Annotated in this window: 13 protein-coding genes; 6 read left to right on the forward strand and 7 right to left on the reverse strand. The window is 70.0% G+C overall.

From position 1 onward, the window contains the following. The first annotated feature begins 129 nt into the window (after nucleotides 1-129). Together phoB and phoR are read left to right on the forward strand one after the other, a co-directional pair. Nucleotides 130-840, forward strand: coding sequence for a phosphate regulon transcriptional regulator PhoB (gene phoB, locus C665_RS05015; protein ID WP_004301653.1), 711 nt, complete (start codon nucleotides 130-132; stop codon nucleotides 838-840). Nucleotides 841-874: 34 nt separating this feature from the next. Continuing rightward, the gene (phoR, locus tag C665_RS05020; RefSeq protein ID WP_004301655.1) at nucleotides 875-2,191 is read left to right on the forward strand and encodes a phosphate regulon sensor histidine kinase PhoR; all 1,317 of its coding nucleotides are present in this window, start codon (nucleotides 875-877) and stop codon (nucleotides 2,189-2,191) included. On the opposite strand, the gene C665_RS05025 is transcribed toward phoR, so the two are convergent. From C665_RS05025 to gatC, 7 genes are all read right to left on the reverse strand, one after another. Then, a complete protein-coding gene (locus C665_RS05025; RefSeq protein WP_004301661.1) occupies nucleotides 2,178-3,797 on the reverse strand; it encodes a cyclic-di-GMP receptor FimW-related protein in 1,620 nt (539 codons plus the stop codon). The genes phoR and C665_RS05025 overlap by 14 nt on opposite strands. Before the next feature lie 14 nt (nucleotides 3,798-3,811). Beyond that, nucleotides 3,812-4,231, reverse strand: a complete 420-nt coding sequence (locus C665_RS05030) for an HIT family protein (protein ID WP_004301666.1) — start codon at nucleotides 4,229-4,231, stop codon at nucleotides 3,812-3,814. Between the two features lie 77 nt (nucleotides 4,232-4,308). Continuing rightward, complete coding sequence (locus tag C665_RS05035; protein WP_004301668.1) at nucleotides 4,309-5,142, reverse strand: class II glutamine amidotransferase; 834 nt, start codon at nucleotides 5,140-5,142, stop codon at nucleotides 4,309-4,311. A gap of 33 nt (nucleotides 5,143-5,175) precedes the next feature. After that, the gene (gene gatB, locus C665_RS05040) at nucleotides 5,176-6,636 is read right to left on the reverse strand and encodes an Asp-tRNA(Asn)/Glu-tRNA(Gln) amidotransferase subunit GatB (protein WP_004301670.1); all 1,461 of its coding nucleotides are present in this window, start codon (nucleotides 6,634-6,636) and stop codon (nucleotides 5,176-5,178) included. A 37-nt stretch (nucleotides 6,637-6,673) separates the two neighbouring features. After that, the gene (locus C665_RS05045) at nucleotides 6,674-7,189 is read right to left on the reverse strand and encodes a hypothetical protein (RefSeq protein ID WP_004301672.1); all 516 of its coding nucleotides are present in this window, start codon (nucleotides 7,187-7,189) and stop codon (nucleotides 6,674-6,676) included. A gap of 10 nt (nucleotides 7,190-7,199) precedes the next feature. Beyond that, nucleotides 7,200-8,672, reverse strand: a complete 1,473-nt coding sequence (gene gatA / locus C665_RS05050; RefSeq protein WP_004301674.1) for an Asp-tRNA(Asn)/Glu-tRNA(Gln) amidotransferase subunit GatA — start codon at nucleotides 8,670-8,672, stop codon at nucleotides 7,200-7,202. 85 nt (nucleotides 8,673-8,757) lie between these two features. Next, nucleotides 8,758-9,045: an Asp-tRNA(Asn)/Glu-tRNA(Gln) amidotransferase subunit GatC gene (gene gatC, locus C665_RS05055; protein ID WP_004301676.1), complete on the reverse strand. Its 288-nt coding sequence runs from the start codon at nucleotides 9,043-9,045 to the stop codon at nucleotides 8,758-8,760. A 169-nt stretch (nucleotides 9,046-9,214) separates the two neighbouring features. Here gatC and C665_RS05060 point away from each other — a divergent pair, with 169 nt between their 5' ends. From C665_RS05060 to mrdA, 4 genes are all read left to right on the forward strand, one after another. Further along, nucleotides 9,215-10,258, forward strand: coding sequence for a rod shape-determining protein (locus C665_RS05060; RefSeq protein WP_004301678.1), 1,044 nt, complete (start codon nucleotides 9,215-9,217; stop codon nucleotides 10,256-10,258). Between the two features lie 71 nt (nucleotides 10,259-10,329). Then, complete coding sequence (gene mreC, locus C665_RS05065; RefSeq protein WP_012584308.1) at nucleotides 10,330-11,208, forward strand: rod shape-determining protein MreC; 879 nt, start codon at nucleotides 10,330-10,332, stop codon at nucleotides 11,206-11,208. Between the two features lie 3 nt (nucleotides 11,209-11,211). Beyond that, nucleotides 11,212-11,733 carry a rod shape-determining protein MreD gene (gene mreD, locus C665_RS05070; protein WP_004301680.1) on the forward strand — a complete coding sequence of 174 codons (522 nt, stop codon included), beginning with the start codon at nucleotides 11,212-11,214 and terminating at the stop codon, nucleotides 11,731-11,733. Between the two features lie 12 nt (nucleotides 11,734-11,745). After that, a partial coding sequence (gene mrdA, locus C665_RS05075) for a penicillin-binding protein 2 (RefSeq protein WP_004301682.1) occupies nucleotides 11,746-13,712 on the forward strand: 1,967 nt, incomplete at its 3' end.

Genomic DNA, 13,712 nt, shown 5'->3' on the forward strand with positions numbered 1-13,712 from the left:
CGCCCCGCACGCCTCTTGTCCGGCCTGGACGGAGGCGCGCGGGGATTGTGCATTGCGCTTCGATGACGTGTCATCAAAGCTTCAAGGAGCTGCAATACACTTCACGGGCATTTTTCAGGGAGCACAGGCATGCCAGCGAACATATTGCTCGTGGAAGACGAGCCGGCGATCCAGGAGCTGATCGCGGCCAACCTCGCCCGCGCCGGCCACCACGTGGTGCGCGCCAACGACGCCGAGAGCGCGCAACGCATCGTGCGCGAGGCGCTGCCCGATCTGGTGCTGCTGGACTGGATGCTGCCCGGCGCCTCGGGCGTCGAATTCGCCCGCCGGCTGCGTGCCGACGAGCGCACCCGCGACATCCCGATCATCATGCTGACCGCGCGCGGCGAGGAGCAGGACAAGGTCACCGCGCTCGAGGTCGGTGCCGACGACTACGTCACCAAGCCCTTCAGCCCGCGCGAGCTGGTCGCGCGCATCAAGGCGGTGCTGCGCCGGCGTGCGCCGCAGACCACCGAGGACGTGGTCGAGCTCGGCGGCCTGCGCCTGGACCCCGCCACCCACCGTGTCAGCGCGGGCGAGACCGCGCTCGCGCTCGGACCGACCGAGTTCCGCCTGCTGCATTTCCTCATGACCCATCCCGAGCGCGTGCATTCGCGTGCGCAGCTGCTCGACCAGGTGTGGGGAGACCATGTCTTCGTCGAGGAGCGCACGGTGGATGTGCACATCCGCCGCCTGCGCTGCGCGCTCGAACCCAGCGCGCACGACGCGCTGATCCAGACCGTGCGCGGCAGCGGCTATCGTTTTTCGGTGCACACCGCGCAAGCCGCGGCCGCCTCCTGAGCGCACCCCCGATCCGTCCCGTGATCCGCTCCCAGTGATCCGCCGCCCGCTCAGCTACGTCGCCCTCGTCATCGTCCTGCCGCTGGGGACGCTGATGGTCCTGGCGGCCCTGGCCGCCGCCTACCGCGGCAGCGATGCCGCACTCGCCCTGCTGGTGGTCGGGCTGGTCGGCTGGACGATCATGCTGGTGCACAACCTGCGCCAGCTCGTCATCTGGGCGCGCCAGCCGGTGGGCACCCCGGTGCCGCAGGTCGAGGGCCTGTGGGGGCGGATCTTCGCCGAGATCGGCGACCGCATGCAGAGCGAGTGCGAGGTCAAGGAGCGCCTCTCGGCCGAACTCGGCCGCTTCCAGCAAGCCGCGCTGGCCATGCCCGACGGCGTGATCTACCTCGCCGAGGACGACACCATCGAGTGGATGAATCCGATGGCCGAGCAGCACTTCGACCTCGACCGCCGCAAGGACCTGCGCATGGCCTTGCCCGGCCTGGTGCGCCAGCCCGAGTTCGTCCGCTACCTTGCCGGGCGCGAGTATGCCGAACCGCTGGTGATGCGCTCGCTGCGCCGGCGCGAGCGCAGCCTGCAGGTGCAGGTCATCGGCTTCGCTGGCAACCGGCGCATGGTGCTGTCGCGCGACGTCTCCCAGCTCGAGCGCCTGGAGACCATGCGGCGCGACTTCGTCTCCAACGTGTCGCACGAGCTGCGGACCCCGCTGACCGTGGTCTGCGGCTTCCTCGAGACCCTGATCGACGGCCTCGACGACTTCGGGCGCGACGAGGTGCTGCAGTACCTGAGCCTCGCCAGCGAACAGTCCTCGCGCATGCAGCGCCTGATCGAGGAGTTGCTGACCTTGTCGGCGCTCGAGACCGGGGCGCCCGCGCCGGCGGAAGAGCAGGTGGATGCCCAGGCGCTGGTGCGCGACGTCGTGCGCGATTGCGAACTGCTCTCCGCGGGCCGTCACGAGGTGCGCCTGGTGCTCGAGGGTGGCGGCGAACTCCTCGGCAGCCACAAGGAATTGCGCAGCGCCTTCTCCAACCTGGCCAGCAACGCGGTGCGCTACACGCCGGCCGGCGGCCACATCGAGATCGGCTGGCGCAGCGGTGCGGGTGGTGGCGAATTCTGGGTCGCGGACGACGGCATCGGCATCGACTCGGCGCACATCCCGCGCCTGACCGAACGCTTTTACCGGGTGGATCGCGGGCGGTCGCGCGAGACCGGGGGCACAGGGCTGGGGCTGGCGATCGTCAAGCACGTCACCACGCGCCACCAGGGCGAACTCGCCATCGAGAGCGAACCGGGGCGGGGCAGCCGCTTCACGCTGCGCTTCACGCCGGCACGGGTCAGGCCGGCCTGACTTCCTGCTCGACCGGCACGAAGCTGCACTGGTCGAAGTTCGCGCCACGCATCAGCACCTTGAGCAGGCGCACCTGCTGACGCTCCTCGCCGTCCCGTACCTCGACGATGCGGTCCTTCTTGAACCAGGCGGGCGGCAGCACGAGCGCGCCTGCGGTCTTGAGCGCGGGCGAGGGCGGCAGCACGAAGGCCTGGTGGAAGGGTTCGCGCGCTCCCGTGCGTGCAGCCGTGCGCCGCACCCCGACCACCCGCGGTACGCCGGGCAGCACGTTGACGCCGACTTCCAGCGTGCCGTCGGTGCGGTACATCAGCCAGCTCAGATCGGCGATCAGCAGCTGATCGGCGTCGGGCGGGCGGATGCCGACGAGCTGGTGGTGGTCCAGGCGCGCCCCGTTGCCGCTGCGGCGCAGGCGGAAGCCGCCCACCGACTGGTCCATCAGTTCCCAGCGCTCGCACTCCATGCCCAGGTCCGCGGCCTGCGCCTCGCGTCGCCGGCTCTCCGAGGTGCTGCCATCGACCGTGGCCACGCGCTCGCCGAAGGTGAGCAGGGAGATGTCGTCGCGGAAGGCGCGCGCCCGTTGCTCGCCGACGGGTTGCTGGAAGAGCTCGCCCTTGATCGCGTAGCCGATCGCGAGCCAGTCGCCGGTGAAGTCGATCGCTCCGGCTTTCTGCCGGCGCGGGAAGCGCCGCCCGGAAGCCGCCAGTCCCCACGGGCGGTAGAGCGACAGCAGCAGGCGCGCGCTGGAACTGGCCGAGCAGTCGTTGCCGAGCCCGAGCGAGGCGGGCGTGACACCACGCTTGAACTGCGCGAGGACGGCCTGGATCTGGGTGGCGAGCCCGCTGCCGTCGAAGCGCAGCACGGTAGGCGTGCGCGCGAGCAGCCCAAGGGGGCGCAGGCCGCTGTCGCCGTCGGTGTCGATGCCGTAGGTGCTGGGCTTGTGTCCCTCGATGCCGGTGTCGAGCGTGCAATAGGGCGCAAAGCGCTGCGCCCAGCGCACGACCCAGTTCAGTTCGCGCTCGCCGCGGCCATAGGGGTTGGCGAGCTCGGCGAGCAGGGTGGCGACGTAGGCTTCCTGGGCACTCTGTGCACGCCAGACCTCGTTGAGCGGGTCGGTCACGCGTACCTGTGCGAGTCCGTTGCGCACGGCATCGTTGTAGGCGACATGCACCGCCCGCCACAACCCTTGCGGCAACTCGAGGTGGGCGCGGTAATACTCGACCAGCACGAGGCCCTCGTAGAACACCCGGCGCTGGGCGAGCAGCGCACGCTGGTCCTCGAGCGTGCCTTCGCGCGCGTCGGCGTCGGCGATGCGTGCGTAGGAGCGCGCCACCGCCTTCCACAGCGAGACCACGCGCTCGAGCGCGCCGCCCTCCTGGTTGCGCGCCGGAGGTTGCGGGTGGATCGCATAAGCGTGCGCCATCTCGCCCTGCACGAAGGCGAGCGTCTCGCGCGCGGCCTCCAGCACCTCGAGGTGCTGGTTGGGCGCCGGGGAGGCCTCCAGCAGGCCGTTGACGATGCGACCCAGGCTGGCATGCGTGGCGCGGAAATCGGTCGGGTGCAGCTTCTGCAGCAGGGCGAGGCAGACCGCGGGCTGGCTGTAGTCCATGGCTTCGCGCGTCCTCAGTCCGGTCCGCTCGGGTGCAGCGCGCCGTCGATCGCGCGTGCGAGGGCGACCGCGTCGGCGGCGGGGTGGATCACGCCGTCGCGCTGCGGTGCGCCCCACACCGACTCGGGGAAGTGGCGGTCGTCGCGGTAGCGCGGGATCACGTGCCAGTGCAGGTGCGGCACCATGTTGCCGAAGCTGGCCAGGTTGATCTTGTCCGGGTCGAGCAGATTGCGCAGCGCCGCCTCGGTGGCCATCACCACATCCAGAAGATGACGGCGATCGGCCGGCGAGAGGTCGGTCATCTCGCCGACGTGCTCGCCCCACACCACCCGGCAGAAGCCCGGGTGGGCGGCGTCATCGACGCGGATGACGCGGCAGCGCTCGTCTTCCCAGAGGACGAGTTCGGACGGCAGGGCGCACAGGGGGCAATCCATGAGGGTTTCTCGGTCGGCTGCGGAGGGTTCGACGGATTTTCAATCTAGGCCCGACGCTGCGGGCGGGCGAGGAACTGTTACGCACTCGGAGCCTTGTCGATGCCCCGGCGCGGGTAATCCTGCGCCACGGTGGCGGTTTCCCCGAGCGCGATCGTGTCGCCGTCGCGGAAGGCGACCAGGTTGCCCGGCGCGATTTGCGTCCAGTGCTCGTTATCGGTGAGCGGCGTGGTGGCGATCACCGCGACGCGGTCCTGCGGACCGGTGAGGCGGCGGAAATCCACCGTGAGGTCCTCGTCGGCCAGGTGGGCCTCGGCGAAGGGCGCGCGCCGGACGATGTAGCACAAGCGCGACGAGCAGTGCGCGAACAGCCAGTCGCCGTCCGAGAGCAGGAAGTTGAACTCGCCGCGGCTGCCGATCTCGCGCGCGAGCTCGCGCAGCGCCGCGTGCAGTTCCGCGGGCGCAGGCTTGCCCGCGGGAAAGCGCGCGGCCAGCGTGTCGAGGATGTGGCAGAAGGCGAGCTCCGAGTCGGTGCTGCCGACCGGCAGAAAGCGCCCCGAGAGCGGCGGCGCGAAGTCCTTCAGGTTGCCGTTGTGGGCGAAGATCCAGTAGCGTCCCCACAGCTCGCGCTGGAAGGGGTGGGTGTTCTCGAGCCGGATCTCGCCCTGGGTGGCCTTGCGGATGTGGGCGATGACGTTGAGCGAGCGGATCGGGTAGCGATTCACCAGCTCCGCCACCGGCGAATGCGCGCTCGGCGCCGGGTCGAGGAAGACGCGCACGCCGCGGCCCTCGAAGAAGGCGATCCCCCAGCCGTCGCGGTGGTGGTCGGTGAGCCCGCCGCGCGCGCGGAAGCCCGCGAACGAGAAACAGATGTCGGTCGGCACGTTGCAGTTCATGCCCAGCAACTGGCACATCGTGAAACCCTCCGTTCGCGGCCGCTTTCCCGCTCAGGCGCCGAGCTTCTTCCTCAGCAGCGCGTTGACCTGGGCAGGGCCGGCCTTGCCCTTGCTCGCCTTCATGACCTGGCCGACCAGGGCGTTGAAGGCCTTCTCCTTGCCGGCGCGGAATTCCTCCACCGATTTCTGGTTGGCCGCCAGCACCTCGTCGATCATGGCCTCGATCGCGCCGGTGTCCGTCACCTGCCTGAGGCCTTGCTTGTCGATGACTTCGTCCGCCGTCGCACCCTCGCCGTTCCACAGCGCTTCGAACACCTTCCTGGCGATGGCGTTGGAGATGGTGTTGTCGGCGATGCGCGCCACCAGGCCGGCGAGCTGCGCCGGCGACACCGGCGAGGCGGCGACGTCGAGCTCGGCCTTGTTGAGGCGGGCGGCGAGTTCGCCCATGACCCAGTTGGCGCAAGGCTTGGCGAGCGCGGCCCCGGCCGCCGACACCGTGGCCTGGTAGAAGTCGGCGACTTCCTTGGAGGCGGTGAGCGTGGTCGCGTCGTAGGCCGACAGCCCCCAGTCGTCCATGAAGCGCCCCTTCATCGCCCCCGGCAGCTCAGGCATCTCCGCCTGCACGCGCGCCTTCCACTCCGGCGCGATCATCAGCGGCAGCAGGTCGGGGTCGGGGAAGTAGCGGTAGTCGTGGGCGTCTTCCTTGCTGCGCATCATGCGCGTCTCGCCCGTGTCCGGGTCGAACAGCACGGTGGCCTGCTCGATGCGGCCGCCGTCCTCGAGGGTGTCGATCTGCCACTGCACCTCGTAGTCGATCGCCTGCTGCAGGAAGCGGAAGGAGTTGAGGTTCTTGATCTCGCGCCGGGTGCCGAACTCGGTCGCGCCCTTCCTGCGCACCGAGACGTTGGCGTCGCAGCGGAACGAGCCTTCCTGCATGTTGCCGTCGCAGATGTCGATCCAGCGCACCAGCGCGTGCAGCGTGCGCGCATAGGCCACGGCCTCGGCGGACGAGCGCATGTCGGGCTCGGAGACGATCTCGAGCAGCGGCGTGCCGGCGCGGTTGAGGTCGATGCCGGTCATGCCGTGGAAGTCCTCGTGCAGGCTCTTGCCCGCGTCTTCCTCGAGGTGGGCGCGGGTCAGGCGCACGGTCTTCTCATACGCCGACTCGCCCTCGCCGACGCGGATGGTGATCGTGCCGCCGACTACCACCGGCAGGTCCATCTGGCTGATCTGGTAGCCCTTGGGGAGGTCGGGGTAGAAGTAGTTCTTGCGCGCGAACACGCTCTTTTCCGCCACGTGGGCGCCGATCGCCAGCCCGAAGCGGATCGCGCGCTCGACCGCGCCGCGGTTGAGCACCGGCAGCACGCCGGGGAGCGCGATGTCCACCGCGCTCGCCTGGCGGTTGGGCTCGGCGCCGAAGGCGGTGCTGGCGCCGGAAAAGATCTTGCTGGCGGTGTCGAGCTGGGCGTGGACTTCCAGCCCGATGACGACTTCCCAATCGGATCGGCTCATGGTGTGTTCTCGTGTTGCGTGCAGCCGGCCACCGGGGTCAGTGGCACTGGCCGTTGGTCCGATCGACGAGGATCGGCCACAGGTAATCGGAGGCGCCGCGGGTGCAGCGGCTGGCGCAGTTGGCGAAGCCGACGGTGACGGCCTTGCCCTGCTCGAAGATGTCCACCGTGCAGCCGTCGGGCGCGCGCAGCTGCACGCTCGGCTTCTCGCGCGTCTGCGTGAATGGGCCGTGGAAGCTGCAACTGCCGCGGCGCGGGATGTCGACGTCGGCGTTGAAGGCGTTGACCTTGGACTGCGCGATGTCGAGCGTGATGCGCGTGGTGTAGCCGGCCTCGTCGCGGAAGCGGCAGTCGGCGCGCACGTCGAGCGGCCGCCACGGCATCGGGCGCAGGTGCTTGCCGGCCGAGCTCGGACTGGCCAGCACCTCGTCGCTGATCGGCGCGTCGGAAGGCGGCAGCACCGGCAACGCGCAGGCCGACAGCAGCACCGCCGCCGCCAGTGCGGCGAGGCGGCCGTGGAGCGGGCGCAGCGTCGGGCGGGACAGGGCGCTCACTGCGTGGAACTCACGCGGCGCACGCCGGCCGGCGCGCGTGCCAGTCGGTGGCGTGCTGGAAGCGGTGTGCGGCGTGCAGCAGGCGGGATTCGGCGAAATAGTCGCCGATCAGCTGCAGGCCCACCGGCAGGCCGTCGGCGCCGAAGCCCACCGGGTGCGACAGTCCGGGCAGGCCGGCGAGGTTCACCGCGATGGTGTAGATGTCGGACAGGTACATCTGCACCGGGTCGTCGGCCTTCTCGCCGAGCGTCCAGGCCGTGGTCGGCGTGGTCGGTCCGGCGATCAGGTCGCAGTGTTGCAGCGCGGCCTGGAAGTCCTGCGCGATCAGGCGGCGCAGGCGCTGCGCCTGCAGGTAGTAGGCATCGTAGTAGCCGTGCGAGAGCACGTAGGTGCCGACCAGGATGCGGCGCTTGACTTCGGCGCCGAAGCCCTCGGCGCGGCTCTTCGCGTACATGTCGGCGAGGTCGCCGTAGTCGGCGGCGCGGTGGCCGTAGCGCACGCCATCGAAGCGACTGAGGTTGCTCGAGCATTCCGCCGGCGCGATCACGTAGTAGGCCGGGATCGCCAGCTTCGCGTTGGGCAGCGAGACCTCGACCGTGGTGGCGCCGAGCACGCGGTACTGCTCGACCGCCGCCTCGACCGCGGCGCGTACGTCGTCGGACATGCCCTCGGCGAAGAACTCGCGCGGCAGGCCGATGCGCAGGCCTTCGAGCGGGCGGGCGCAAGCGGGGCCGGCGAGCGCGGCGGCGTAGTCCTCGGTCGGGCGCTCCAGGCTGGTGGAGTCGCGCGCGTCGAAGCCGGTCATCGCCCCGAGCAGCAGCGCGCAGTCCTCGGCGCTGGCGCCGAAGGCGCCGCCCTGGTCGAGCGAGGAGGCGTAGGCGATCATGCCGTAGCGGCTCACCAGGCCGTAGGTGGGCTTGATGCCGGTGATGCCGCAGTAGGCTGCGGGCTGGCGCACCGAGCCGCCGGTGTCGGTGCCGGTGGCGATCGGCGCCAGGCGCGCCGCCACCGCGGCGGCCGAGCCGCCGGACGAGCCGCCGGGGATGCGGCCGAGGTTCCACGGGTTCTTCACCGCGCCGAAGTACGAGCTCTCGTTCGACGAGCCCATGGCGAACTCGTCCATGTTGGCCTTGCCCAGGCTTACCGCGCCGGCGGCCTCGAGCAGGCTCACCACGTGGGCGTCGTAGGGGCTGACGAAGTTGGCCAGCATCTTCGAGCCGCAGGTGGTGAGCACGCCCTCGGTGCAGAACACGTCCTTGTGCGCGAGCGGGATGCCGGTGAGCGGCCCGGCGCTGCCGGCGGCGATGCGCGCGTCGGCCGCGCGCGCGGCGGCGAGCGCGCCTTCGCGGTCGACGGTGATGAAGGCGTTGAGCGCGGGGTTGAGCGCGTCGATGCGGTCGAGGAACAGGCCCGCGAGTTCGACGGCGGAGATCTGCCGGGCGTCGAGCGCGCGGCGCAGTTCCGGGAGGGAAGCGTTGATCATTTTACGGTCGGGCAGGTTGGCGCAGCGGCGCGCTCCGGGCGGACGGGCGCGGGCGCAGCGACGGGAACGGTGGCCGCGGAGCGGATCATTCGATGACTTTCGGCACCAGGTAGAGGCCGGCCTCGGTTTGCGGCGCGACCTTCTGGAAGGCGTCGCGGCGGTCGGTCTCGGTGACGACGTCGGGACGCAGGCGGGTGGGAAACTCCTGCGGGTGGCTCATCGGCTCCACGCCGGTGGTGTCGACCGCCTGCATCTGCTCGATGAGGCCGAAGATTCCGTCGAGCTTGGCGCGCGTGGCTTCGAGTTCGGTGTCGGAAAGCGCGATGCGCGCGAGGCGGGCGATGTGCCCGACCTGGTCATTGGAGAGCGACATGGCGTAACAAAACCTGCTGAATCCACAAAGGTTTGTAGGTTATCATAATCGTCTTTGCCCCGCCCGGGGCTACACCGCTTCGCGGTAGCGGGCGGGGTTTTCGTGTTGCAGCGCGCCCAGGGCGCCGACTGCGCGCGGCTCGACCACTCCACCGGTTTCGGAAGGCTTCATGTTCGGTTTCCTGCGCTCCTATTTCTCCAACGATCTCGCGATCGACCTCGGCACGGCCAATACCCTGATCTACGTGCGCGGCAAGGGCATCGTGCTGGACGAACCCTCGGTGGTGGCGATCCGTACCGAGGGGGGGCCCAACGCCAAGCGCTCCATCCAGGCGGTCGGCCACCAGGCCAAGCAGATGCTCGGCAAGACGCCGGGCAACATCACCGCCATCCGGCCGATGAAGGACGGCGTGATCGCCGACTTCGTCGTTACCGAACAGATGATCAAGCAGTTCATCAAGAAGGTGCACGACTCCCGCCTGCTTTCGCCGTCCCCGCGCATCATCATCTGCGTGCCTTGCGGCTCGACCCAGGTCGAGCGCCGCGCGATCCGCGATGCGGCCCTGGCGGCCGGCGCCTCGCAGGTCTTCCTCATCGAAGAACCCATGGCCGCGGCGATCGGCGCCGGCCTGCCGGTGTCGGACGCGACCGGCTCGATGGTGGTCGACATCGGCGGCGGCACCACCGAAGTCGGTGTCATCTCGCTCGGCGGCATCGTGTACTCCGGCAGCATCCGTGTCGGCGGCGACAAGTTCGACGAGTCCATCGTCAATTACATCCGCCGCAACTACGGCATGCTGATCGGCGAAACCACCGCCGAGAAGATCAAGAAGCAGATCGGTTCCGCCTTCCCCGGTTCCGAGGTGCGCGAAATGGAGGTCAAGGGCCGCAACCTGGCCGAGGGCATCCCGCGCAGCTTCACGATCTCGTCCAACGAGATCCTCGAGGCGCTCACCGAGCCGCTCAACCAGATCGTCTCCGCGGTCAAGATCGGCCTCGAGCAGACGCCGCCCGAGCTCGGCGCCGACATCGCCGAGCGCGGCATGATGCTCACCGGCGGTGGCGCCCTGGTGCGCGATCTCGACCGCCTGCTGATGGAAGAGACCGGCCTGCCGGTGGTCGTGGCCGAGGAACCGCTGACCTGCGTCGCGCGCGGCTGCGGCATGGCGCTCGACAAGATGGACAAGCTCGCCTCCATCTTCACGTCCGAGTGACGCTCTCCGGCCCCGGTGCGCGCGCCGGGGCGCGTTTCTCCTCTCCACCCGACGGCCCTGGTTCGTAGCGGATGTCTCTCGTCGGCCATCAGCCCCCTCCCATCTTCCGGCGCGGCCCGGCACCCTTGGCGCGCCTGTTCGTGTTCGTCGCGCTGTGCCTCGTGCTGCTCGTGGCCGACCTGCGCTTCCGCTATCTCGAGGTGCTGCGCAACGCGCTGTCCGTGGTCACCTACCCGCTGCAGATGGCGGCGTCGACGCCGGCCGACGTGGTGCGCAACGCCTCGCGCTATTTCGGCACCCTGGTCGATGTGCAGCTCGAGAACGCAGAGTTGCGCCGCCACCAGCTCGGCGCCGGCGAACGCCTGCTGCGCTTCGAGCAGCTCGAGCAGGAGAACCTGCATCTGCGCGAGCTGCTGCAGATGTCGCAGCGCGTGCAGACGAAGAGCATCGCCGCCGACATCCTCTACAACGCGCCCGACCCCTTCGCGCGCAAGGTGATCCTCGACCGCGGCACCCAGCAGGGTGTCGAGGCCGGTCTCGCGGTGCTCGACGCCAACGGCGTGATCGGCCAAGTCACCCGCGTCCATCCGGTCCAGTCCGAAGTCACCCTGCTCACCGACCGCAACCAGTCGATTCCGGTCAGCGTGGTGCGCAACGGCGTGCGCGGCGTGCTCTACGGCGTCGGCCGCGGCATGCTGGAGATGCGCCACGTACTCGCCGAGGTCGATATCCAGCCCGGCGACCGCCTCGTCACCTCGGGCCTCGACGGCATCTTCGTGCCCGGCCTGCCGGTGGCGACGGTGACCCGGGTCGATCGCGACCAGGACGCCTTCGCGCGCATCGAATGCGAGCCGCTGGCGGCGATCGAGCGCAGCGTGCAGGTGCTGGTGATCGGGCGCGCCGCGTATCCGCCGCCTCCACCGCCGCCCGAACCCGCGGGAGGGCGCTGAACCATGCACCCCACCAACCGTTCCAGCCGCATCCTGCAGCCGGTCAAGCTGTGGTTCGTCTACCTGAGCCTGTTCGTCGCGCTCGGCCTGGAGTACATCCCCACCGGACGCACGCCCGGCCTGCCCGACTGGGTAGCGCTGGCGTTGGCCTTCTGGTGCGTGCGCGAGCCGCTCGCGATCGGCATGGGCGCGGGTTTCGCCTTCGGCCTGCTGATGGACGTCGGCCTCGGCGCGGCGATGGGGCAGCACGCGCTCGCCTATGTCGTGCTGGCTTATCTGGCCAACGCGCTCGCCCGCCGCGTGCTGTGGTTCCCCGCCTGGCAGCAGGCGCTGCACGTGTTGCCCCTGCTGCTGCTGGCGCAGGCGATCATGGCGCTGGTGCGCCTGGTGGCGGGGGCGGAGTTCCCCGGGTGGGCGTATTTCCTGTCGAGCTTCGGCAGCGCGCTGCTGTGGACGCCGCTGTCCTTCCTGCTGCTGCTGCCGCAGTACCAGCCGGACGAGCGCGATGACAATCGCCCGATCTGAGGCGGGCGGGCGATGACCGAGTTTCGTGCGCCCGCGGTCGAACTGGCCCGCTTCCGGCTTCGCGTCGTGGTGGCGGCGGTGTTCGTGCTCGTCTGTTTCGGTCTGCTCGCGGCGCGCTTCCACCACCTGCAGGTCAAGCGCCACGACTACTTCCTCACCCGCGCCGAGGACAACCGCATCGCGTTGCTGCCGGTGGTGCCGCACCGCGGCACCATCGTCGATCGCAAGGGCGTGGTGCTGGCGCGCAACTACGCCACCTACACGCTCGAGATCACCCCCTCGCAGGTGCGCGACCTCGACGCCACGCTCGACGAGCTCGCCAGCCTGCTGCCGATCGACGGACGCGACCGCCGCCGTTTCCGCAAGCTCTACGAGGAGAGCCGCAACTTCGAGAGCGTGCCGCTGCGCAGCCGGCTCACCGACGAGGAGGTCGCACGCGTGGTCTCGCAGCGCTACCGCCTGCCCGGCGTCGACGTGAAGGCCCGCCTGCTGCGCGACTACCCGCAGGGAACTACCGCATCGCATGTGATCGGCTACATCGGCCGCATCACCGAGCGCGACGTCGAGCGCATCGAGGAGGCCGGCAACGCGGCCAACTACCGCGGCAGCCAGCACATGGGCAAGGCCGGCCTGGAGCAGTCCTACGAGCACGAGTTGCACGGCACCACCGGCTTCGAGCAGGTCGAGGTCAACGCCGGCGGGCGCGCGGTGCGCGCGCTGTCGCACACTCCGGCGACGTCGGGCAACGATCTCGAGCTGACCCTCGACATCGAACTGCAGAAGGTGGCCGAGAAGGCCTTCGGTGATCGCCGCGGCGCCCTGGTGGCGATCGAGCCCTCGACCGGCGGCGTGCTCGCGCTGGCGTCGATGCCGACCTACGACCCCAACCTCTTCGTCGACGGCATCTCGACCCAGGACTGGAAGGCGCTCAACGATTCGCCCGACCACCCGATGCTGCACCGCGCGATCTATTCCACCTATCCGCCCGGCTCCACCTTCAAACCCTTCATGGCGCTCGCCGGCCTCGAGACCGGCAAGCGCACCGCGCGGCAGGCGATCCACGACGTCGGCTACTTCAACTCCGGCGGCCACCGTTTCATGGACGACAAGATCGGCGGCCACGGCATGGTGGACCTGCACAAGTCGATCGTGGTGTCGTGCAACACCTATTACTACCAGCTCGCCAACGACCTCGGCATCGAGGGCATCGCCGGCTTCATGGCCCCCTTCGGCTTCGGCGAGCGCACCGGCATCGACCTGCCCGGGGAGGCCACCGGCGTGCTGCCCTCGCCGGAGTGGAAGCGCAAGCGCTTCAAGAAGGCCGAGCAGCAGCGCTGGTTCGGCGGCGAGACGATCTCGGTGGGCATCGGCCAGGGCTACAACGCCTACACGCCGCTGCAACTCGCCAACGCGCTCGCCGCGCTGGTCAGCCGGGGCCGTCTGTACCGCCCGCATGTGGTCAAGTACGTGGTCGATTCGCGCACCGGCGAGCGGCGTGCGGTCGAACCGGAGCCCCTGCGCCAGATTCCGCTGCGGGATGCGCACCTGAGGGCGGTGCTCGACGCGATGGTCGACGTCAACCGCACGGGCACCGGCAAGCGCGCGTTCAAGGGGGCGCCTTACACGGTCGGCGGCAAGACCGGCACCGCCCAGGTGTTCTCGCTGCGCGGCCAGCGCTACGTCGAGGGCCGCGTGCGCGAGCGCCTGCGCGACCACTCCTGGTTCGTCGCTTACGCCCCGGCCGAGAATCCGAAGATCGCGCTCGCGGTGCTGGTCGAGAACGGCGGCTTCGGCGCCCAGTCGGCGGCGCCGATCGCGCGCCAGGTGATCGACTACTACCTGCTCGACCAGCGTGCCGGCGCGCCGGCCGCCGAGGACGAGGAGGGCGCCGAGAGCGAGGAGGGCGCGGAGGGCGGCGGCGAGGCGTCGCCGGCGACGCCGGCGGTGGAGTCCGCGACGCCGGCGGAGGAGCCGACCGC

This window comes from Thauera aminoaromatica S2 (genome assembly GCF_000310185.1).
Lineage (GTDB): Bacteria > Pseudomonadota > Gammaproteobacteria > Burkholderiales > Rhodocyclaceae > Thauera > Thauera aminoaromatica.

Coding starts and splice junctions, on each gene's coding strand:
- phoB (WP_004301653.1), top strand. CDS start 130: ATGCCAGCGAACATATTGCTCGTGGAAGACGAGCCGGCGATCCAGGAG.
- C665_RS05025 (WP_004301661.1), bottom strand. CDS start 3,797: ATGGACTACAGCCAGCCCGCGGTCTGCCTCGCCCTGCTGCAGAAGCTG.
- C665_RS05030 (WP_004301666.1), bottom strand. CDS start 4,231: ATGGATTGCCCCCTGTGCGCCCTGCCGTCCGAACTCGTCCTCTGGGAA.
- C665_RS05035 (WP_004301668.1), bottom strand. CDS start 5,142: ATGTGCCAGTTGCTGGGCATGAACTGCAACGTGCCGACCGACATCTGT.
- gatB (WP_004301670.1), bottom strand. CDS start 6,636: ATGAGCCGATCCGATTGGGAAGTCGTCATCGGGCTGGAAGTCCACGCC.
- gatA (WP_004301674.1), bottom strand. CDS start 8,672: ATGATCAACGCTTCCCTCCCGGAACTGCGCCGCGCGCTCGACGCCCGG.
- gatC (WP_004301676.1), bottom strand. CDS start 9,045: ATGTCGCTCTCCAATGACCAGGTCGGGCACATCGCCCGCCTCGCGCGC.
- C665_RS05060 (WP_004301678.1), top strand. CDS start 9,215: ATGTTCGGTTTCCTGCGCTCCTATTTCTCCAACGATCTCGCGATCGAC.
- mreC (WP_012584308.1), top strand. CDS start 10,330: ATGTCTCTCGTCGGCCATCAGCCCCCTCCCATCTTCCGGCGCGGCCCG.
- mreD (WP_004301680.1), top strand. CDS start 11,212: ATGCACCCCACCAACCGTTCCAGCCGCATCCTGCAGCCGGTCAAGCTG.